The organism is Arcticibacter pallidicorallinus, from assembly GCF_003002875.1.
Lineage (GTDB): Bacteria > Bacteroidota > Bacteroidia > Sphingobacteriales > Sphingobacteriaceae > Arcticibacter > Arcticibacter pallidicorallinus.
This window is the reverse complement of sequence record NZ_PVTH01000016.1, coordinates 14,792-34,610: the sequence shown is the minus strand read 5'-3', so window position 1 is coordinate 34,610 and position 19,819 is coordinate 14,792. Positions and strand designations below refer to the sequence as shown.

At 41.7% G+C, this 19,819-nt stretch carries 23 protein-coding genes; 22 read left to right on the top strand and 1 reads right to left on the bottom strand.

The annotated features are described in order from the left end of the window. Window positions 1-31 precede the first annotated feature (31 nt). From B0I27_RS17020 to B0I27_RS17000, 5 genes are all read left to right on the top strand, one after another. Entirely contained in the window at window positions 32-940 is a 909-nt protein-coding gene (locus B0I27_RS17020; protein ID WP_106295606.1) for a hypothetical protein, read from the top strand. Window positions 941-962: 22 nt separating this feature from the next. Then, on the top strand, window positions 963-1,613 hold the full coding sequence (locus tag B0I27_RS17015; RefSeq protein ID WP_106295604.1) for a hypothetical protein: 651 nt from the start codon (window positions 963-965) through the stop codon (window positions 1,611-1,613). A 110-nt stretch (window positions 1,614-1,723) separates the two neighbouring features. After that, entirely contained in the window at window positions 1,724-2,668 is a 945-nt protein-coding gene (locus B0I27_RS17010; RefSeq protein ID WP_106295602.1) for a hypothetical protein, read from the top strand. Between the two features lie 289 nt (window positions 2,669-2,957). Then, a complete protein-coding gene (locus B0I27_RS17005; protein WP_146133153.1) occupies window positions 2,958-3,521 on the top strand; it encodes a hypothetical protein in 564 nt (187 codons plus the stop codon). A gap of 149 nt (window positions 3,522-3,670) precedes the next feature. Then, entirely contained in the window at window positions 3,671-3,901 is a 231-nt protein-coding gene (locus B0I27_RS17000; RefSeq protein WP_106295598.1) for an HTH domain-containing protein, read from the top strand. On the opposite strand, the gene B0I27_RS16995 is transcribed toward B0I27_RS17000, so the two are convergent. After that, window positions 3,898-4,674 (bottom strand): LytR/AlgR family response regulator transcription factor, encoded by a 777-nt coding sequence (locus tag B0I27_RS16995; protein ID WP_106295596.1) that lies wholly within the window; start codon window positions 4,672-4,674, stop codon window positions 3,898-3,900. The genes B0I27_RS17000 and B0I27_RS16995 overlap by 4 nt on opposite strands. A 233-nt stretch (window positions 4,675-4,907) precedes the next feature. On the opposite strand from B0I27_RS16995, the gene B0I27_RS16990 reads away from it, so the two are divergent. The 17 genes from B0I27_RS16990 (at window position 4,908) to B0I27_RS16910 (ending at window position 19,769) form a co-directional block, all read left to right on the top strand. Continuing rightward, a complete protein-coding gene (locus B0I27_RS16990) occupies window positions 4,908-5,330 on the top strand; it encodes a prepilin-type N-terminal cleavage/methylation domain-containing protein (RefSeq protein ID WP_106295594.1) in 423 nt (140 codons plus the stop codon). After that, window positions 5,330-5,845, top strand: a complete 516-nt coding sequence (locus B0I27_RS16985) for a hypothetical protein (protein ID WP_106295592.1) — start codon at window positions 5,330-5,332, stop codon at window positions 5,843-5,845. Before B0I27_RS16990 ends, B0I27_RS16985 begins: the two co-directional genes overlap by 1 nt. Then, on the top strand, window positions 5,845-7,275 hold the full coding sequence (locus B0I27_RS16980) for a GspE/PulE family protein (protein WP_106295590.1): 1,431 nt from the start codon (window positions 5,845-5,847) through the stop codon (window positions 7,273-7,275). Before B0I27_RS16985 ends, B0I27_RS16980 begins: the two co-directional genes overlap by 1 nt. A gap of 13 nt (window positions 7,276-7,288) precedes the next feature. Continuing rightward, window positions 7,289-9,256, top strand: a complete 1,968-nt coding sequence (locus B0I27_RS16975) for a type II secretion system protein GspD (protein ID WP_106295636.1) — start codon at window positions 7,289-7,291, stop codon at window positions 9,254-9,256. 20 nt (window positions 9,257-9,276) lie between these two features. Further along, entirely contained in the window at window positions 9,277-10,500 is a 1,224-nt protein-coding gene (locus tag B0I27_RS16970; RefSeq protein ID WP_146133152.1) for a hypothetical protein, read from the top strand. After that, the gene (locus B0I27_RS16965) at window positions 10,501-11,040 is read left to right on the top strand and encodes a hypothetical protein (RefSeq protein WP_106295586.1); all 540 of its coding nucleotides are present in this window, start codon (window positions 10,501-10,503) and stop codon (window positions 11,038-11,040) included. Between the two features lie 6 nt (window positions 11,041-11,046). Next, window positions 11,047-11,937, top strand: coding sequence for a hypothetical protein (locus tag B0I27_RS16960; protein ID WP_106295584.1), 891 nt, complete (start codon window positions 11,047-11,049; stop codon window positions 11,935-11,937). 2 nt (window positions 11,938-11,939) lie between these two features. Beyond that, the gene (locus tag B0I27_RS16955; RefSeq protein ID WP_106295582.1) at window positions 11,940-12,836 is read left to right on the top strand and encodes a hypothetical protein; all 897 of its coding nucleotides are present in this window, start codon (window positions 11,940-11,942) and stop codon (window positions 12,834-12,836) included. Between the two features lie 4 nt (window positions 12,837-12,840). After that, window positions 12,841-13,794 (top strand): fibronectin type III domain-containing protein, encoded by a 954-nt coding sequence (locus B0I27_RS16950; RefSeq protein ID WP_106295580.1) that lies wholly within the window; start codon window positions 12,841-12,843, stop codon window positions 13,792-13,794. A gap of 3 nt (window positions 13,795-13,797) precedes the next feature. After that, entirely contained in the window at window positions 13,798-14,301 is a 504-nt protein-coding gene (locus B0I27_RS16945; protein WP_106295578.1) for a hypothetical protein, read from the top strand. Between the two features lies 1 nt (window position 14,302). Beyond that, on the top strand, window positions 14,303-14,926 hold the full coding sequence (locus tag B0I27_RS16940) for a toxin-antitoxin system YwqK family antitoxin (protein ID WP_106295576.1): 624 nt from the start codon (window positions 14,303-14,305) through the stop codon (window positions 14,924-14,926). A 122-nt stretch (window positions 14,927-15,048) separates the two neighbouring features. Then, window positions 15,049-15,789, top strand: a complete 741-nt coding sequence (locus B0I27_RS16935; RefSeq protein WP_106295574.1) for a hypothetical protein — start codon at window positions 15,049-15,051, stop codon at window positions 15,787-15,789. Between the two features lie 26 nt (window positions 15,790-15,815). Then, a complete protein-coding gene (locus B0I27_RS16930; RefSeq protein ID WP_106295572.1) occupies window positions 15,816-16,538 on the top strand; it encodes a hypothetical protein in 723 nt (240 codons plus the stop codon). Beyond that, window positions 16,538-17,776, top strand: a complete 1,239-nt coding sequence (locus tag B0I27_RS16925) for a hypothetical protein (protein ID WP_106295570.1) — start codon at window positions 16,538-16,540, stop codon at window positions 17,774-17,776. Before B0I27_RS16930 ends, B0I27_RS16925 begins: the two co-directional genes overlap by 1 nt. Next, window positions 17,764-18,120, top strand: a complete 357-nt coding sequence (locus tag B0I27_RS16920; RefSeq protein WP_106295568.1) for a type IV pilus modification PilV family protein — start codon at window positions 17,764-17,766, stop codon at window positions 18,118-18,120. Before B0I27_RS16925 ends, B0I27_RS16920 begins: the two co-directional genes overlap by 13 nt. Then, a complete protein-coding gene (locus tag B0I27_RS16915) occupies window positions 18,117-18,620 on the top strand; it encodes a PulJ/GspJ family protein (protein WP_106295566.1) in 504 nt (167 codons plus the stop codon). The genes B0I27_RS16920 and B0I27_RS16915 overlap by 4 nt, the downstream gene beginning before the upstream one ends. A gap of 3 nt (window positions 18,621-18,623) precedes the next feature. Further along, window positions 18,624-19,769, top strand: coding sequence for a type II secretion system F family protein (locus tag B0I27_RS16910; protein WP_106295564.1), 1,146 nt, complete (start codon window positions 18,624-18,626; stop codon window positions 19,767-19,769). Window positions 19,770-19,819: the final 50 nt, after the last annotated feature.

The window sequence follows — 19,819 nt, the reverse complement described above, 5'->3', positions numbered from 1 at the left end:
AGTATTCTGCATTTAAAATTAATCACATATAATGAAGTCAACCTTAATCATCTTTGTAACACTATTAACCTTTACGGCGCAGGCTCAAAATATTGATATATTTACAACTACAGTCACATTTCCTTCAAATTATGTAGTGGGAGATTATGTGGAATTTTCGCAAGCATCTCCGGTAGCAGCTGCGGCTTCCGGCTATTACGAAATATCAATTGCGTATACGAGGGGGAATATTGCGGCAGCTGCAACACATATAGCTTCAGCATCTCATGCTAATCCTGACGTTTGGAGGGAAGCGGGCCGAACTAATAATAATGTCTACACGTCCAGTAATGAATTTTACAACTTTACTATAGATGTTAATCCTGCGGTACACAAATTCAGAATAAGGGCGGTTAATACGCTCGGAATAGATACACCCTTGCCTGTAGAAATCAAAATCAGGTCAATTAACTTTTCATCAGGTTTCACTGCCCTCAGTTATCGCGGTAATTCAACCTCTACAACCGGGTATTTGCCAATGACAAATGATTGGGATCTGATAGTCGGTAATCTATGGAATTCTGCTAACGGAGTCCAAGCGATAAGAGCCCTGTCAAACGGTTACGTAGGTATCAATACTAGGAATCCGACTACGCACTTGGATGTTAACGGGAAGATCAGGGCAAAAGAAATAAAAGTTGAAGCAGAGAACTGGCCTGATTATGTTTTTGATTCATCCTATGAACTTCCGAGTCTCGAGCACACAGATCGCTTTATAAAAGCTAATAGACATCTACCTGGAATACCATCTGCGGCAGAAGTTTCAGCTGGTGGAATTGAATTGGGTCAGATGAACAGTAAGCTTCTGCAAAAAATTGAAGAACTGACTTTACATCTTATTGATCAGGCTAAAGAGATTACAGTGCTCAAGAAAATAGTCAACGAACAGTTGAGTAAATAATTATTTAATCAAAGAATAAAATATGAGAAAGTTTTTACAGTGTGCTTTGTTGGTCCTTCTTCCTTATGCTGGATTTTGCCAGACAGGCGTTCCGCAATCATTTGATGTTCAGGGGATAATTAAGGCATATAATAGAGAAAGTTCATGGGCAACATGGGACAATATCCAAATCTGGGCTGACGGAGAGCATAGTTATATTCAGTCAGAAGGCGACGAGTACGGTCTGGTACTCAAATCAGGTCTAGGTGACAAAATCTTGTTGATGAGTAAGGTTGGAGTTGGAACCCTGACACCGCAGGAAGCCTTATCCGTGAACGGGAAGATTCGAGCACATGAGATCAAGGTTGAGGTAGCTAACTGGCCTGATTATGTCTTTGATGCCGCTTACCGTCCTTCTACTTTATCTGAAATTGAGAGCTTTGTCAGAATGAATAAACACCTCCCAGAGGTTCCTTCTGCAAAAGAAGTTGAGAAAAATGGAATAGACCTTGGGAGGATGAATGGGAAGCTTCTGAAAAAAATCGAAGAATTAACACTTCATTTGATAGAAAAGGAAAAACAGCTAAACGTAGAAAAGGCTATTAATCATGACCAAAGCAGACGGCTCGAGATTATAGAGGATCAGGTTGAGGACTTGGTGAATAGAAGTAATGGAATCCACCGACGCTATTAAAACTTGCTGAATAAGGCCAGCAACAGGTGAAATTGGAGGATCAAACACCGTTTTCTGGTAGTCAAAATCTAGATTATAAGAGAATAGCATAAGTATAATCAGAAAATAAAATGAAAAATCTTTTTTTAATTAGTAATCTGTTCGCGTTATTTTTTTCTCTTGGAGCTTATTGCCAAACCAACGAGTTTTATTTTAATGGAGGAGCGGATGTGATCCTTCGACATCCCCCGAGGGGAAGCGGTGGCAGGGCACTGGTGCATGATGAGCATAATCAATTAAGTCTAAATTATGGAGGTGACTTTACAGGCGGAGTAAGGATGGGCGACTGGTTTTGGGTCAAAAATAACGGAGCTTTAGGTATCGGTGTCTTTGAGCCTTCTGAGAAAATTGAGATAGTAAATGGATTTCTTAAGAGCGGAAACGCATCGTTTGGTTTTAATCAGGAGACTAACAGTGGTCCTGCCAATTACATGACACTTGGAACTGACAATCACTCCTCCATATTATTAGGTTCAAACTTATATATTTCTTCCAATAGTCACACACAGTTAAAGATCTCAAAGACTCATTCGTCCATGAGCGGTGCGGGTATTTTGATTCCCGGAAATAGTCAGTCATACCAAGGGAGTATAATTTTTCATACAGCCGTCCCTGCCTCAGTAGAAGCAGGGACGGTTTATTCCAATCCACAGGTTATCATCAACAATCTCGGAAATATGGGTTTAGGCACAATGGATCCTCAAGAAAAACTATCGGTGAACGGTAAGATCAGAGCGAAGGAGATTAAAGTGGAAATGGATAACTGGCCCGATTATGTCTTTTCCCCAGAGTATGTGTTACCAACCTTAACTGATATCAAAGGTTTTATCCAGCAGAATAAACATCTGCCCGGTATCCCATCAGCTGATGAAGTTGCTGATAATGGGATAGATGTAGGGGAAATGAACGCGAGATTGCTGAAAAAGATTGAGGAGTTGACTCTATACTTGATCAACCAAAACGACAGGCTTGATAAACAGCAAAAAGAAATAGATCTTTTGAAAAAAAGAAAGTAGAAATAATAGCGATCATTTCATGTTTGAAATCAATCATAATTACGAGCTTAAACAGTATTCTTTAATCTGGAGAACATTCATCAAATTCTGCTTCGTCTTCGTTACTGCGATATTTTTCTCGACGCTGTTGTGTGCTCAATCAAATACCCTCCCGGCATCGGGCAACTTAGGAATAGGCACCTCACCAACCACAAGTTAAATCACTATCGGTGCTGGGGAGAGCAACAAGTCAATTGAAATCAAGGGCGGTAATTACTTCGGTAGTAATGAAACCTACAAATTCCCTGCGTTGAGTTTTTTCTCCACACTAGATGCTGTAAAATCATCGACTGCTAGTGCAGAGATTGTTTTTACAGATAGGCCAGGTACATTCACATGGGCCGCCAATGTGAGGGCTTCTGATATTCATTTCTATACCGCTCACCAATATATTTCTCAGTTTGGAAATTATCAGGATTTAACAATGGTGATTAAGTCTACTCAGGAAGGAGGCAATGTAGGTATTGGTACTTCGAATCCATCTGAGCGATTATCGGTAAACGGAAGGATCAGGGCCCGAGAAGTCAAGGTCGACAATCAGAACTGGCCTGACTATGTGTTTGATAAGACGTACGAACTTAAATCGCTTAAAGAGATCCAGCAATTCATTAAGGAAAAGAAGCATTTACCTGGAGTCCCCTCTGCAAAGGAAGTGCACGAACAGGGGGTGTCATTGGGTGAGATGAATGCGATTTTACTCCGCAAGATTGAGGAACTAACTCTTCATGTTATTGCTTTGAAGAAAGAGAATGAAAAGATTCAAGAGGAAAATGAAAGACAACAGTTAGCTATTAAACAAATCCTTGAAAAGTGATTTTTCATCCCTGATCTGTATGAATTGATATAAATGATTTTTTCTTTAAGTTTTTCCTGGCGAATATTACCTCAATAAATTTCAGTCATTCTTTATAGAAAGATATTGGAAATAAAATATGAAATGACTCTCGACCTAAACACTTTCATATGTTATCTGAGCTTTTAGACCGTCTGGAAAGACTAGATCACTTGATCAGGCATAAGTCCACTGGTACGCCTAATCAACTTGCTGTGCGATTGAATATTTCAGAAAGAACACTCTATGGCTTTCTTAGTGAAATGCGGGAGCTGGGAGCGCCGATTAAATATTCAAGATCAAAGCAGACTTATTATTATGGCACGAAGGGGCAATTTCAGCTACGTTTCTACGAAAATTAGGAAGATTTTCCACTAGCAATTATCGAGTCATCGTCTGTTCCTATAGATTTAAATTGTTTTCCCTTTTTCCATTCGGCAAACTGTTTCTTGTAGGTTGGGCCAATCGGAATCCGGTTTTTTTCATTATAATTTAAGATCAGAAAATCATTTCCTTCTATAGATGTGATCTTATTTAGGTTGATAATGAAAGATTTATTTACCCTTTCGAAGTCACCAGATAACTCGTTTTCCATGCTTTTGAGAGTCATGTATGACCGATGATGTCTGTTACCGTCTAGATGAATGTCCAGATAATTTTTGACTGATTCGACGTATATGATTTCATCTAACTTAATTAGAACTTCAATTCCGCCGTATAAGCCCTTTGAGTTTGTCTTGATAATTATCGTAATCGGGTAAGTAGGATGATCATCTTTGTTAGGACGTTTGGCTGAAAGCGCTATTCCCGCTTCTTCAAGCATCTGCACTACCTCAGGTTGAACGCCAGCAGGTGATTTAAGTACCTTTTTAGAGTTTTGCACTTCTGCTTCGTGCTTTATACCTGTGGTAAACAGCACTGGCGATATCTGCCTTAATAGGATAATTTCGAAGGGATCAGCATTAACACGTTCAATATCGACGAAGATAAAATCGGGTTTGTTTAAGACGATGTCCTTGAATGCTGTTCTGAAATCTAAAGACGATCCCAAGTAAAAAATTGGGGATAAAGTTGGGATGAAATTGTTAATCAACTGCTTGGTTGAATCATCTCCAAAGATGTAGCATTTAATCATAGGTTAGGTTATAATAAGTTGATAAGGTGAGCATTAAAGCTATACAAAAGTAGAAATTATTGCTCATTATTTCTCGCAAGGTGAAAAAATAAAAATCAATATAAAAACAAATATGCTCTGTTTTTCAGATATCATGATTATCGACTCTTTCGTCCCGCAAACTCCTTGTTTGGTGTAAATAGTTTTAGTAAATGCACTCTCTCCGTTAGATTTAACGCTGTATCATAGAAATTATGAAAAAGGGAAAATTGTTTGAAAAGAGACTTAAAGCATACACACTAACCGAAATTCTAATTGTATTGGTCATTATAGGCATTCTCGTGCTGCTCGCACTACCAAATTTGATGCCATTAATAACAAAAGCCAAAAGTACAGAGGCCAAATTGCAATTAGAGCATATGCATACCTTGGAAAAGAACTTCTTTTTTGAGAAGTCAAAGTACACAACGGACCTGAATGAACTTGGTTTTATACAGGAGAAATTGAGTTCAGACGGTAAAGATGGAAGAGCCAATTACCGAATTGAGATTGTGCAGGCGAGCTCAAACACGTTTGTTGCTCGTGCAACCGCAGTAGCAGACTTTAATGGTAATGGAACGTTTAATGTTTGGGAGATTGATCAGGATAAGAATCTTAAGGAAATAACGCCAGACTAATGTTGACCAAGATAGTACTTATTGTATGGCTGCTACTATTATTTGCACAGGACATGCGCTGGCGTGCGGTTTACTGGTGGATGTATCCTGTGCTTACAATATTATTAATTCTTGACCGATTGTCTGGCGTGGATGCCTTTGCCATTATGGTAGATACGAGCTGGAACTTAGTCTTCCTATCTGTTCAGTTTCTGTTATTATCACTATACTTCCGCATTAAATATAAAACTTGGACTAACCTGACACGTGAACATATTGGGTGGGGAGATATTCTGTTTCTGCTCTGTCTTGGCTGTTATCTTCCTCCAATAAATTATTTGTTTTTTTACATGCTAAGCTTGGGAGTAATATTGCTGTTTTCTCTGTTGGTAATTGCTCTAAAGAGAAGAAGTTTGAACATTCCATTAGCAGGCTTGCAAGCGATGATATTTGCTGTTGTCCTGATGGCGGATCTGCGGGCGAAAGGTTGGGATGTTGGTGAAACGGAGTGGTTTTTTTCTTATTTGGAGAAGTGATGAGTGCTCAAGGGATTATCTTATCGAGCGAGAATTTACATCTGCTAAGCCGGGAACAAGCTTGGCACTACAGGATTCTGCCTTCCTCAGACTCGGAGGATACTTGTGATCTATTTTGTGGACAGGATGCTGATTTGTACCAGCTTTCTGCTGAACTTGAAATCATGCTGGGTAAAAGAATTCATCTGGAGCCGCTAGCAGAGGAAGAAGTTACGCGTCTATTATCAACTTATTATTTCAGAGAGCAAGGAAGGTCTGATAAAAAAGCAGCATCGTTCAGTACCTCAGGTACGGATTTTCTAGACGGCTTAATTAGTGAAGCCAGAGGCCTTAAGAGCAGCGATATTCACGTGGAAGCTTATGAAAATAAGTGCAGAGTTCGGGTAAGAATTGATGGAATGATGGTAGAGCGGTATCTGCTTGAAAAGACCGAGTATCCGGCACTTGTTAATAAGGTGAAGATTATGGCTAACCTTGATATTGCGGAGAAAAGGTTACCTCAGGACGGCCGTATTCATTACCGACATAAAGACGAGGACTTCGATATACGGGTATCTGTTCTGCCTACTCTGCATGGAGAAAAGGTAGTACTTAGACTTTTAAATAATAGCGCCACTGATATAGACTTGAATAGTCTAGGCCTCTCGTCTTTTGATCTTCAAAACTATTTGCAGGGAATAAAGCGACCAAATGGCATTTTGCTCATTAGCGGCCCGACGGGATCGGGAAAGACTACTACATTATATGCGACGCTGAAGCTGCTTAATAAAGAGACAAGGAACATTCTGACTATAGAGGATCCTGTAGAGTATACGCTGGAGGGAATCAATCAAGTGCCTTTGAAGGAGAGTATCGGTTTGACATTTGCCTCTGCTCTCCGTACTTTCCTACGACAGGATCCGGACGTCATCATGGTGGGGGAGATCCGAGATCCCGAAACGGCCAATATGGCGATCCGAGCGGCTTTAACGGGGCATCTTGTTTTGTCGACCATTCATACCAATTCAGCTTGGGGTACTGTATCCAGGCTTATGGATATGGGCATACCGGGGTTTTTAGTTGCGAATACGTTAAATACAACCGTAGCTCAAAGACTTGTACGCATTCTTTGTCCGCTTTGTAAGGAAAAGGTGCCGGTGACGCCGGAAATCTTTCCACGTCAGTTTAAACCGTTTTTTCCGGTTGAGCATCATTATGTGGCAAAGGGATGTCCTGAGTGCTATTATACGGGCTACAGGGGGCGAAAGGCGGTATATGAAGTTGTGCCTGTTGATCAGGAATTGGCCGCGAATATTAAGAATGGAAATATGAATGTAGATGAGTTGTTAAGGGAGCGATGTATCAGAACGCTGGCTGAGAATGCATTTGAATTGTTTGCTGCGGGAGAGACGTCTGTGGATGAAATTTATCCATTGTTATTTAATTATTGAGGAGAATATTTGCATGAGACGCAGGGGAAGAATAATCTGTTTTCAGTTAGTGTTGTTACTGGGCTTTTTGCAAGGGGCTATCGGACAACAACCTCAGGCAGAGGAGCGACTTAGGGTCGTTGATGAACGACTGCGAAGTCTTGCGGTTACATTGCCAGGCTTGAACCAGAAAGTTCAGCTCTCTATGTCCGGGGCATCTGCTCAGGAATTTTTACGTGCGTTGGCCCAATCCAATAATCTGAATATCAACGTTGATCCGCAACTGGATTTTAAAATATATAACAACTTTACCAATGAAACGGCGCTAAACGTACTGTTATTCCTCGCGCGGGAGTATCAGCTGGATATTAATCTGACCGGATCTATTATGTCGGTCAGTAAAGTGTTGCAGCCACGTCCTGTCATTCCTAAACGGGAGATAAAGGCCCGGTATAATGCGTCCGCTAACACCCTGAGTCTCGAACTTAATAGTGATACCCTTGGTAACGTTGCGAGAAAGATAACTCAGTTAAGTGGCAAAAATGTAGTTGTACCGGTGCCGTTACTGAATAACTCTGTTACTGCTTTTTTTTCTGATGCTCCTTTTGATGTTGCGCTAGAAAAACTGGCCTATGCGAATAATCTAAAACTGACCAGAACAGCGGATGATGTATATATTTTTCAGGCTCTGGAGGATAGTGAGCAATTGTTTATCAATGGCGATCGAAATACTGCGGTTCGCAGGGTGCCCCGTCCGATTAATAATATGAATTCCGGTCCTGGAACAGGAGCAGCAGGAGGTTCAGGAGGGCCGTTCGCCATAAACAGCAAGACATCTCCAGCAGGAAAGCTATTGAGTGTAGATGCTACGGGGTCGTCTATCCTTGACCTGGTGAAGGCTTCTTGTCAGGAGGCCGGAATTAACTATTTTATTTACTCAGACATGAAAGGTGCAATCACTATCAAGGTGCAGGATATAACCTTTAATGGATTCATGAGTGCACTGTTACAGGGTACGGATTATACCTATCGAGTTGATAACGGTATTTATCTGATCGGCGAGCGCAAACTCGAGGGACTCAGGACGAACAAAGTGGTTCAGCTTCAGTACCGGTCGGTCGATACCGTTCAGGCTATGATCCCTGCGGAATGGAGAAGGGGAGTTGAAATCAAGGAATTCAGGGAGCAAAACACATTATTACTCTCCGGTTCTTCGCCCCAGATTGCTGAGATTGAGAGCTATATTAAGCAGATCGACCGTTTGGTGCCTATGGTTCTGATTGAAGTTACGTTGATGGATATCCGGAAAGGTAAAACAGTGAGCACCGGTATTAAAGCCGGATTGTCTGACAGTGCGAAAACTGGCGGGACGGTTTTTCCAGGCCTGGACTATACGTTCGGAGCAGCATCTATTAATGATTTTCTCTCACGTTTAAGCAGCAGTACCTCCATTAATTTAGGGAAGGTAACACCTAAGTTCTATGTGACATTGAGTGCTTTGGAAGCCAATAGTAATGCGGAGGTGAGGCAGGTGCCTAAATTATCTACCCTCAACGGGCACACGGCTTCTCTTAGCATAGGCAGTAGCCGGTATTTCAGTACTAAGACACAAAATGTGATTCCTTCCCTAACAAGTCAGACGGTAGTCACGGAACAGTTTACGGAAGTGAATGCAGATCTGAAAATCAATATTCGTCCTATTGTATCCGGCGATGATCAGGTTACCCTCAATATAACGGTAGACATTTCTGATTTCATTGGCAATCCGCCTCTAAATGCACCTCCTCCTAAGTCAACTAGTAAGTTTGAGTCCATTATAAGGGCCCGGAACGAGGATATGATTGTGTTGGGTGGAATGGAGCGGACTGAAAATAGTGATTCAGGCTCGGGTGTGCCGTTTTTGTCCCGGATACCCGTTTTGAAATGGTTGTTCAGCAGTAGAGAGAAGACGACGAACAAGGTCGTTACGGTGATTTTCATTAAGCCGACAATAACCTATTAGTAGATAAATAGCAATAAGACGTGATAAGATCCAGTATTCAAAAGGCACAGTGGCTATCATCCAGTATGGGGGTGGAAATTGCTATGGAGATGGATGGAACGGTGACGTGCACGATGTGCACATTGACGCTGGAAAAGAATTCGCTAACCATCGGAGAAAAGAAAGATTGCAAGGGATCTCTTGACGAGGTGCTCGCCACTATTCCCGTTAGCACTCCTATTGCGTTTAGCTTAACCGGTAAGGGGATTTTAACAAAAAAAATTGAAGCGATTGGTGAGCTGAATGCGCAGCAGCTATCAGAGGTTTTTCCAAACTTTAAATCTGAATCCTTCTATGTGCAACAATTTTCGGGAGATGAAAATGTCTTCATTAGTATTATCCGAAAGGAACAGATCGACGACTTGCTTGAAGCTTTTAAGTTTACAAAGCATAAGGTACTCAGCTTGACATTAGGGCCCTTTGCCGTCAGTCAAGTGCTCTCTCAGATTAATACGTATGGGCAAGAGCTTTGCTTTTCAGGCCACCGAATAAATTATACTGAAGATTTTAAATGGCGCGATTATAAGTCAAGCCCCGGAGCTATGGCGGAATTTCCGATAAAGGTTGAGCAGGAGAAGCTAAGTGAAGAATATCTTATTGCTTACGCAACCGCTTTCCAATTGATTTTATATCCGAGGCTGATTACAATTGAACTTCCCGTTTCTGAGATATCTGATCGATTGGAGGACTTTACACAGAAGCAGCAATTTCGTTTCAGACTCGTCGCGATATTAGGGTTTTTCTTTGTGCTGTTACTAGCCAATTTTATCGTTTTTAGTACCTATCGTGCAGAAAACGAGTCGTTGAATAGGCGCGTAAACCTCCAAAGTAGCAGTGCAGAAAACCTGCAAATGCTTGAAAAAAAGACAGCACAGCAGCAAGAGCGTTTGACGGTGCTAGGTTGGTACCTGGGCCTTCCTTATGGTTGGCTCGCAGATCAGGTGAGCAGTGATATGCCTGCTGCAATAGAACTTACTGAGCTTAGCGTTAGTCCGGTTAAACAAGCGGAAGGTAATGCCGAACGAAAAGAGATATACCAGTCTGGAAAGATTATTATCAAAGGGCTTACCGGTGATCCAATCGCAGTTAACGAGTGGATTTATAAGCTAAAGGGGCGTGAATGGGTACAACAAATACAAATGCAACGGTTTTCACCGGCTGAAGAAGAAGGAATTCAGGAATTTGAAATGTCGTTAAGGTATTAGATGAGAGGTGCGGGAATATCATATAAGGTTCGTAACCGGCTGCTTCTGATAGTTTCGGGGTTGGTCATGTTGCTGAGCTGGCCTCTTGCTTTGAAAAAGACCTGGCAGGAGATTGGTTTGAATAAGGAGTTGAAAGGCAAAGGTGAAGAGGCCTTGCTGAGCTATAATCCAAATCATTTGAGAGAGAAAGAGAAGGTTCTTGGCAGTTTGCTGACGCGCTATACATTGGACTCCGTTCAATGGAGGAATGAATTCTGGATCAAGGTGTCTGGAGCAGCGTCTCGCTCACGGGTTTCGGTTAACTACAATCCGGATTTGGGAAGCTTGACGTCTACTGCGGATTCAGCCTTGATGAACCAGCGGATATCGTTTGAAGGCGACTACAGGAATTTGGTTTTGCTGATGGATACATTGGAGAAGACACAAGGGGTGGGTTTTTTGCGATCAGCTTCTTTTAAAAAGGTAAAAAGCAGGAGTGCTGAAGTAAAGGATAAGTTGTATTTGAACCTGGTGTTTGGGGCTTTAAAAAAGATCAATTAGTATAATATGAAAAATAGAGGTTTTTTGCTCGTCTTAGTTTTTTTCGCCATAACTATTTCTGCAACAGCGCAAACATCCCTGGGAATAAATGAAGCAACGAAAGTTAAGGTGCTTGAATATTACAATCATGCGATTGAGCAGGAGTGGATAAAAATCTTTAGAATCTACAATCACAATCCTGCAATGGGCTTTTGGAAGAAAGGCGGAGTTTCCGGTACTGTATACTTTGTCAGCTATGATGGAGAGGGTGGAAGTTATGTGGATTTCTCGTTTCCTCAACATATTTCTGAACAGCAAAGGCCTGTGCTGCAAATGAGCGGAAACTCTGCAAATAATTTTACGTGGCATGCTCAGAAGTCGTCTGATGGTCCGGGACAGGAATATTATGAGGTTTTCATCAAAACTCCTCCTGCCCACGTAGGATTCACATTCATGTTTAGAGGGGCCGATTACGAAATCTACGGAACGAAGACTGAAGCTCCTCAGAACAATGTTATCTGGTCCTCGACCACGCACCCGCAGTCTATCGCCTTCTACGTAGGTAATGGAAATATAGGTCTTGGTACGTTGGATCCTAGTGAGAAATTATCTGTAAATGGGAATATAAGAGCCCAGGAAATAAAAGTTGAAGCAAGTAACTGGCCAGATTATGTGTTCTCACCCTCTCATGAGAAACTTTCTTTAAAAGACCTTGAAGTTTATATCAATGATAATAGGCATTTGCCTGAAATTCCGTCAGCCAAACAAGTTGAAGATAAAGGGCTGAGCTTGGGTGAAATGAATGGTTTGCTCTTAAAAAAGATTGAAGAACTGACCTTATACCTGATAGAGCAGGAAAAAAGATCAGAGAAGCAGGAAAGCCGTATTAGAGAACTTGAACGACTTATAAAACCTTGATTATGAGATTGGATTTTTTGGTAATTCTGCTGTTTTTATCGTTGATTACGATGAATTCGTTTAGCCAAACTAGGGGAAGTATCACAGTTCACGGTGATATTGATAAATACTACCCGGTCACCTGGCTGGATGGAAATTGGTATAGAAACGAACCGACAACGCTTAAAATTGTACGTCCAGATGTTCACGAAAACAGCTCATGGCGAGGTACACTATTATCTGAATTTATCTTTCACACATCTCAGTGGGGACACCTATCAAACTTCATTAACACGCATATTACTTGCGCTTATGGCGAATTTGTAGCCGGCTGGAGAGATATAACACTTAACAACGACAAACTTCGTATCATAATTTGGCTTAGGGGCGGTGGAACTACTTATCACTATACCGCAGATACAGATGTAAATCCTATTGTTTATGACAATGTCCAGAACCCGCTACCGTATAACGAAGTAAACGAGCCGGCTCATAGTCTGAAGACTAGCATAGACTCTTATGTCAATTCCTTCGGAGAATCTAATACCCTTAATGCCTACTTCAACGGTGAAGGAACAAGTCACTTCAAAGGCAGTCTGGGCATTGGCACTACCGATACCAAGGGTCACAAACTAGCGGTGGCGGGATCCATAGTGGCGGAATCCGTGAAAGTAAACCTGCGAAGTTCCTGGCCTGATTATGTTTTTGATGAGAATTTTGGATTAATGCCGCTGGCCGAAACCGGTGAATTTATCCAGAAACACGGGCATCTGCCTGAGATCCCATCAGCTGCTGAGGTTAAAAAGAACGGTATAGACATTGGTGAAATAAATGTCAAACTCCTGAAAAAGATCGAGGAGTTGACATTGCATCTGATCGCCCTAAGGAAAGAGGTGGATGAATTGAAAGCTAACAAATAAGCAGATGAGCGATTTTGGAATGATATTAAAGATATTGCCTTTTGCGGGTCTATTGTTTCTGGTTTCATGTAAGGACTTTATAGAGCCTTCTATAGAAGATGAGAAGGTCTTCATAAATGCGCCAGCAGATAGCACTCAAACGAGCACCTACCTGCAGACATTCTGGTGGGATGAAGTTGAGGACGCTCTTTCTTACCGGGTACAGATCGTGACCCCCGGGTTTTCGGATGCATCCCGTCTAATTATGGATACGCTGGTAACTAACAATAAATTCATTTATACCTTAGATCCTGGTATTTACGAATGGCGCATCCGGGGTGAGAATGGTAGCAGCAGCACTTTGTACACGACGCAGAGATTGACCGTATATGAGTCGAATATAGGCTCGCAGGTTGTGCAAGTTAGAGCTCCCTCAAACGGACTCCTGACTAACTTGTCGGACACCGAGTTCTCCTGGAATAATCTATATGGAGCTAAAGTCTATCGCTTACAGGTAGATACAAATAATTTCAGAGATGAAAAGGTGTTGTTTTTTGATCAAACAACTACAGCTCTTGATTTAAGAGTTCGTTTTTCAAAAGATAACACCTATCAATGGCGAGTCAGGGCAGAACAGGATTCTGCTGTTTCGAAGTGGTCAACCATTTCTGAGATTCGATATGATAAGACGCCGCCTTCAATTGTTTCTCTAGTCGGTCCCTCAAAAGGTGCATCGGCGGCAAGTCCTGTTTCCTTGCAATGGAAGGCTTTGGAAGATGCAAGCAGCTATCAACTGTACGTGTATAGAAGTGATACGACTACTCTTTACAATCCGTCGTTTCCTATGACGCTTAAGGAAACTAATTATTCCTTCAAGGATGGTACTTTCGGAGAGGTGGTGTACTGGAAAGTTCGCGCAGCAGATGTGGCCGGGAACTGGGGCGCTTTCAGCGAGTTAAGAAGCTTTACTATTCAATAATACATGAAGAATAAGACGATGACAATTGTGCTGATTGTTTCCGTCATGGCGGTTTGGGGGATCGTTTTTTACCGGATTTTTCAAGCGTCTGGTGAAGAGAGTTCGTTTATCACCGCAGCGGGCGCGAAGAAAAGTACCTACGAGTCGTTGGATGAGTACAGGATGAAAGACACACTCGTGTTAGCGTTGAACTACCGAAATCCGTTTTCTGGGAGACAGATGCAAGTGGCAATCCCTCCAGCTGTTCCGGAGGCAACAGATCAACCGGTGACGTCGATGTCAAACTATGCTACTCCAGAGCCAGAAGTGAATTGGAGTGTGATAAAGTACACCGGGTATATTGTGAACCCTGAATTTAAAAGAATTGTAGCTCTTATGACAATTCAGGGTAAGGAGTTTATGCTTACTGAGGGCCAACAAGCAGGGGGCGTGAAGATTTTGAAGAATAACAGAGATTCGGTTAAAGTGTCTTATTTAGGCAAAACGAAGTTTTTAAAAGTGCAATAATATGAGAAGATGGGTTTGTATGATAAGCGTAATGCAGGGCTTATTTTTTAGCGTGGGTGCTCAGGATATTTTGAAGGAACAAACGAGTAAGGTCACGACGGTAGAAGCGGATCGTAGTATAACAGCATATGTTTTGCCTGTAAGGAGAGAACCGACCATCGACTCTGACGTAACTTACTATTGGTTTAAGGCAGGAAAGATATATCATACTCAGGGAGGATATAGTGGGAGGTTGCTAAATGGACATTTTTCCTCATTTTATCTGACTAAGAATTTGAAAGAGGAGGGCGATTTCAAGAAAGGAATTAAGAGTGGACTTTGGCGGAGCTGGCGGGAAAGTGGCATTCTGGAAAAAGCTGCTTATTATCGGAAAGGCCAAGAGAATGGGAGGTTCTTTACGTACGATGATTCAGGTGTTGTGAAGCAGATCGGGCGAATGAAGGGAGGAAAGTTTCATGGTAATGTTAAGACCTATGTTAGCCAGGACAGTGTCACCGATGTGTATTATAGAAATGGTGCTGTGGCGGCAAAAAAGAAGTGGTTGCCTAGAATTGGTTTCGTTAAGCCACCAAAGTTTTTTCTGCAAAGGGGAAAGGATAGTCAGGATCTTAATAGAAACAAATGATGAAGCATTTGCAAAGGTTGAGGAGTTGACCCTTTATATCATATCATACATCTTGAAAGCAAAATGCAAACTTTAGATACCAGAATTACTAGTTTGACTAATAAATAACCTAAACCATTAATATGAACCTTAAATTAACATTTCTGATTCTCAGTTTTTTGCTTATTAAGATGTTCAATCCAGAGTCCTTTGGACAGTGGACTACTACTGCTCAAAATATTCACTTCTCTCATACCGGGAACGTTGGAATAGGCAACAATAATCCATGGGCTAAGCTTCATCTTGTCGGTACGTTCTTAAGTAGCGGGCAAACAGCCAATTTGGATCCTGCCTATACTGGTAATAATCTCAGTTTTTTGGCTAATTCGGGCCAATTGCTGATGGGATGGAATAGAACGGGCGGAGATGGAGAAACGGACTTCATAGCAAACAGAGGTCCGGGTCGGTCTGGAGGTTTTGCATTTTATAATTACTCAAATGATAACCAACTCGCGCAGTTGATGTGGATCAAAGGTGATGGAAACGTAGGCATCGGAACTAGAGAGACGTCTTCCAAACTTACTGTAGCAGGCAACATCGCTGCAAGGGAGGTGAAAGTAACTGTCAATGCAGGTGCTGATTTTGTGTTCCATGATGATTATAACCTTTGGCCACTCCAGGAGCTTGAATCTTTTATCAAAACGAATAATCACTTGCCAGAGATCGCTTCCGCAAAAGAGATGGAGCGCGAAGGGATGAACCTCTCAGAGATGAATATAAAGCTTTTGCAAAAGATTGAGGAACTGACGCTCTATGTGATTGAACAGCAAAAGCAGTTAACAGAACAAGGGAAGCGAATCACGATACTCGAATCCGGACTATAAGACCGATCAGTCCATAAAATAATATTATGAGAGCAATTATATCTACAGCAATTTGTCTATTATCAATAAGCTGCTTTGCGCAAAGCAATATTTTTCCGCAAACAGGATCGGTAGGGATAGGAACAACCGCGCCGAGGGCTATGCTTGACGTTGCTGCGTTTGTTAATGGAGGTTCATTAGGAAGTGTTTTCGCAAGACAAGTGGAAGGTGATCACGAAGGCGCCGGTACGTTTGTTGGTGTGAGAGCTCATGGAACACAGTTCGAAGTTGGCAGTAAGAGTTTTTCCATCGAGCATAGCTTCTATGGACAGGCAAATAGCGCAATAAACTTTCACAGGGGGAATGACAGGGTTGGAGGGGAAATTAGCTTTAGTACATCTTCTAACATAGAACAAATGCGAATAACAGAGAGTGGTAATGTTGGAATTGGAACATCCAATCCAACTTATAAGCTCACCGTCGCGGGGAATATAGCTGTAAGGGAAGTTAAAGTAACGGTTAATGCTGGTGCTGACTTCGTCTTTCATGATAATTACAATCTAAAGCCTCTTCCGGAGCTTGAATCTTTTATCAAAAAGAATAATCACTTACCAGAAATAGCTTCGGCGAAGGAGATGGAGAGCGAGGGAATGAACCTTTCAGAAATGAATATTAAGCTGCTCCAAAAGATAGAAGAGCTGACGCTTTATGTCATTAAGCAGCAAAAAGACATTGAAGAATTGCGAACCGAGCTAAGGTCCAAAAAATAATGCTAAAAGCGTCTGCATTATATCTGGTAGTCGTGATTGCGTTAATTATTGCGGTGTTTTGTGCCTCACTGATTACGGTAGCTGCTTTTTATCGGCAAGAACATCAAAAAAGTTTGCGATACGCGAAGTTGTCGGTTAATCTTGAGTCTGGACGGGCACTTCTATTATCATCGAACTATCAGTTATATGATCAGGAAGACAGATTGGATTTGTTTGAAGAGGAAAATGATAGCGTTCTTTTGCGGAAAGAGCATTGGGGACTTTTTGATTTGGGGACGGTTAGTGCATTTTCACAAAAAGACACGTTAAGCCAATCGTTTTTAATAGGGCTGGATGCGTCCGGAGACAAGTCAGCTATTTATCTCGCTGATGAAGACAGACCCCTTTCTGTGAGTGGAAAGACGCAAATCGTAGGTGTTGCAGAACTTCCTAAAGCTGGGATTAGGCAAGCTTACGTTGACGGCCGAGCCTACGAAGGTAAGGAGCTTGTTAAAGGTGCTTTACGTGAGAGCGGACGCTCCTTACCTAAATTAAACAAAACATTAATCCTCCAGTTGCAGGAGACTTTACAAGATAGCAGTGAAAGCGATCCGATAAGTGCTGATTCTGCTAGCCGTTCATTTTTCCGTAATGTTAAAAAAATCAGGATATCTCCTAAGAATCCGATAGTGGGGGGCTCTTACTCTGGGAAGATCGTGTTACTATGTGATACCGTTTTGACGATTAAAAAAGAGGCAAGGCTGAGTAATGTCCTGGTTTTTGCTCCTGGAATTATAGTTGAAAATGGATTTCGCGGGAGCTGTCAGCTTTTTGCGGTTGATTCAGTTGTAACGAATGGTCCGGTGTCGTTCGATTATCCCTCGGCAATCGGGGTGCTTTCGAAGGGTAAAGGTGGCAATCAACCGAAAATAACACTCGGCGAAGGGAGTATACTTTCTGGTATTCTTTTTACTCATGAAGAAGAGCGCAGTGACCTGCAGACGCAGATCAGCTTGGGGAAGAATAGTAAGGTTATGGGCGAGATATATGCAAGTGGGTTCATCAAATTTGAAAAGCCTGTAATAATAGAGGGAAAGGTATCCTGCAATCGCTTTATCATTCAGACGCCAAGCACGCTCTATGAGAACTACCTGATTGATATTACACTTAACCGACCCAAGCGCAGCCTTTATTATCTTACATCTTCATTGTTCAATTCGACGAGCAAGAATCAACGCGTGTTGACATGGCTAAAATAGCTACTGCAAAAGTTTCCGGATCAACATTGATCGAGGTCGTAATAGCTACGGTTATTATACTGGTGGTTTTTACGTTGGCAATAGGGATATTTACTAAGGTGACACAATCTGGGTATTCTGTTAGCCGGACGTTGGCCCATCAGCAGATGGAGTCTATTATTGACCAAAGCATCCGGAATCAAGACTATGAGGATGAAGTTTTAGAAGCAGACAGTATTAATTATGAGAAAATAGTAGTTCTCTATTCAGGGTACGATGATTTGCTGTTGTTGCAGGTAGAAGCCAGCCAAGGTACAACCAAGATAGGTAAACTGCGGAAAATTGTCAGGAGGGAGGAACAATGAGAGCAGGTTATCGAGTTGCTGCCTACACCATTCTTGAAATGACGATTGCGATGTTACTCGCAGCCATAACAATTGGGATTACCTACACTGCTTTTTCTATGATCGTGCAATCTTATAGGAGGTTTGATAAAGATAATGAAGAGCATGCATCGTTTGTGCTTGTCGACAAGCTACTTCAAAAGGATATACAGGCGGCGGTATTAGTATCCAGCACTTTCGAAGGAATTGACATCAAAGATAGTGAAGGAAGTATCAGGTACATATTTACAGCTGATTATATTCTCAGAGACCAGTATGAGGTAAGCCAGGATACTTTTTACATACCTAATCGTGATTTAAGAGCACTTTTTGAAAACGAAGAAGCAACGACTGAAGGGAGACCGGTCGATCATATTGCTTTTTTCGCAACTCTTAAATCTCAAGAGTTTCCTCTGGTTTATAGTAAGCATTATAGTTCTAGTGAACTAATTCAATTACAACAGTTAATCAAACCTCTCTAGCATATGCCACCAATTGATCTTTCCGGTTACAAAGTTGTAAAGAAGCAAGTGTCCAAAACAAAGCCTGTGAGCTCAGGTCTTTCGGAGCTGCTGAATAGAGATATTTCCTTTGGAAAAGCTAAGGTCAGTGATAGAAAGAAAGAGGCCTTTTATATGGAATTAAGTACGCTGCTTCTTTCTGGGATAGATTTGCGGACCGCTTTGGATCTGATTTTGGTTGATCAAGATAAAGCGAAAGACAAGAGCTTGTTTGAAGGAATTCGGGAGGATGTATTGCAAGGAAAGCCCTTGTCTGGCGCACTTAATACAACTGGAAAGTTTAGTGATTACGAATATTACAGTATTCGGATTGGCGAGGAAACGGGTAGGATGGGTGAGATTCTTACTGATATGGCTAGGTTCTTTAAGAATAAGATCAGTCAGCGGCGCAAGATTATCAGTGCGGTAACTTATCCTTTAATTGTGCTGATGACATCGCTGGGAGCGGTTTTCTTCATGCTCAAGTTTGTCGTTCCGATGTTCGCTGATGTTTTTCAACGCTTTGGTGGAGAGCTTCCCTGGATAACGTCCATTATTATCCGATGCTCAGCTTTTCTGGATCGTTATTTTTTGATGTTCGCTATGGTAGTCGTTGGGTTCGTAGTCTTTCTGGTATTGAGTAAGGAAAAAATTTGGTTTCGTAGAGGGGTTTCTTCACTTGTTCTTAAAGTTCCATTGGTAGGAGACATCGTGAGTAAGATCTACCTTGCCCGATTCGCTAACACGATGCGGTTGCTGGTTAGTACGGACACGCCATTGTTGCGATCGATCGTTTTGGTGAGGCAGATGATCGGGTTTTATCCGATTGAGACGTCACTTGAGGAAGTTGAAAAAGCAATTATGGGAGGTGATTCTTTGCACAACAGTTTGGCTAGGTTTCCCTTTTATCCGGCAAAGTTGGTGCAGTTGATTAAAGTGGGGGAAGAGGTTAACAGGCTGGATTATTTTTTTGGTAAGATATCGGATCAATATACGGAGGAGGTTGAATATAAGACTGGAACGATTAGTAGCCTGCTTGAACCGTTGATTATCATTTTTTTGGGACTGGTGGTTGGTCTGGTGTTGATTGCTATGTATTTGCCGATGTTTCAGATGAGTAATAGTTTTTGAGATGACTTGATCTGAGAGTTCATTCGCACTAAAACGATTTTCATAAAATA

Bases quoted from the DNA above. Each gene is read 5' to 3' on its own strand.
- B0I27_RS16930 (WP_106295572.1), top strand. From the start codon at position 15,816: ATGAGAGCAATTATATCTACAGCAATTTGTCTATTATCAATAAGCTGC.
- B0I27_RS16955 (WP_106295582.1), top strand. From the start codon at position 11,940: ATGAGATTGGATTTTTTGGTAATTCTGCTGTTTTTATCGTTGATTACG.
- B0I27_RS16940 (WP_106295576.1), top strand. From the start codon at position 14,303: ATGAGAAGATGGGTTTGTATGATAAGCGTAATGCAGGGCTTATTTTTT.
- B0I27_RS16925 (WP_106295570.1), top strand. From the start codon at position 16,538: ATGCTAAAAGCGTCTGCATTATATCTGGTAGTCGTGATTGCGTTAATT.
- B0I27_RS16910 (WP_106295564.1), top strand. From the start codon at position 18,624: ATGCCACCAATTGATCTTTCCGGTTACAAAGTTGTAAAGAAGCAAGTG.
- B0I27_RS16975 (WP_106295636.1), top strand. From the start codon at position 7,289: ATGAGACGCAGGGGAAGAATAATCTGTTTTCAGTTAGTGTTGTTACTG.
- B0I27_RS17020 (WP_106295606.1), top strand. From the start codon at position 32: ATGAAGTCAACCTTAATCATCTTTGTAACACTATTAACCTTTACGGCG.
- B0I27_RS16985 (WP_106295592.1), top strand. From the start codon at position 5,330: ATGTTGACCAAGATAGTACTTATTGTATGGCTGCTACTATTATTTGCA.
- B0I27_RS17015 (WP_106295604.1), top strand. From the start codon at position 963: ATGAGAAAGTTTTTACAGTGTGCTTTGTTGGTCCTTCTTCCTTATGCT.
- B0I27_RS16950 (WP_106295580.1), top strand. From the start codon at position 12,841: ATGAGCGATTTTGGAATGATATTAAAGATATTGCCTTTTGCGGGTCTA.
- B0I27_RS16920 (WP_106295568.1), top strand. From the start codon at position 17,764: ATGGCTAAAATAGCTACTGCAAAAGTTTCCGGATCAACATTGATCGAG.
- B0I27_RS16945 (WP_106295578.1), top strand. From the start codon at position 13,798: ATGAAGAATAAGACGATGACAATTGTGCTGATTGTTTCCGTCATGGCG.
- B0I27_RS16965 (WP_106295586.1), top strand. From the start codon at position 10,501: ATGAGAGGTGCGGGAATATCATATAAGGTTCGTAACCGGCTGCTTCTG.
- B0I27_RS16995 (WP_106295596.1), bottom strand. From the start codon at position 4,674: ATGATTAAATGCTACATCTTTGGAGATGATTCAACCAAGCAGTTGATT.
- B0I27_RS16935 (WP_106295574.1), top strand. From the start codon at position 15,049: ATGAACCTTAAATTAACATTTCTGATTCTCAGTTTTTTGCTTATTAAG.
- B0I27_RS16980 (WP_106295590.1), top strand. From the start codon at position 5,845: ATGAGTGCTCAAGGGATTATCTTATCGAGCGAGAATTTACATCTGCTA.
- B0I27_RS17000 (WP_106295598.1), top strand. From the start codon at position 3,671: ATGTTATCTGAGCTTTTAGACCGTCTGGAAAGACTAGATCACTTGATC.
- B0I27_RS16915 (WP_106295566.1), top strand. From the start codon at position 18,117: ATGAGAGCAGGTTATCGAGTTGCTGCCTACACCATTCTTGAAATGACG.
- B0I27_RS17010 (WP_106295602.1), top strand. From the start codon at position 1,724: ATGAAAAATCTTTTTTTAATTAGTAATCTGTTCGCGTTATTTTTTTCT.
- B0I27_RS16960 (WP_106295584.1), top strand. From the start codon at position 11,047: ATGAAAAATAGAGGTTTTTTGCTCGTCTTAGTTTTTTTCGCCATAACT.
- B0I27_RS16990 (WP_106295594.1), top strand. From the start codon at position 4,908: ATGAAAAAGGGAAAATTGTTTGAAAAGAGACTTAAAGCATACACACTA.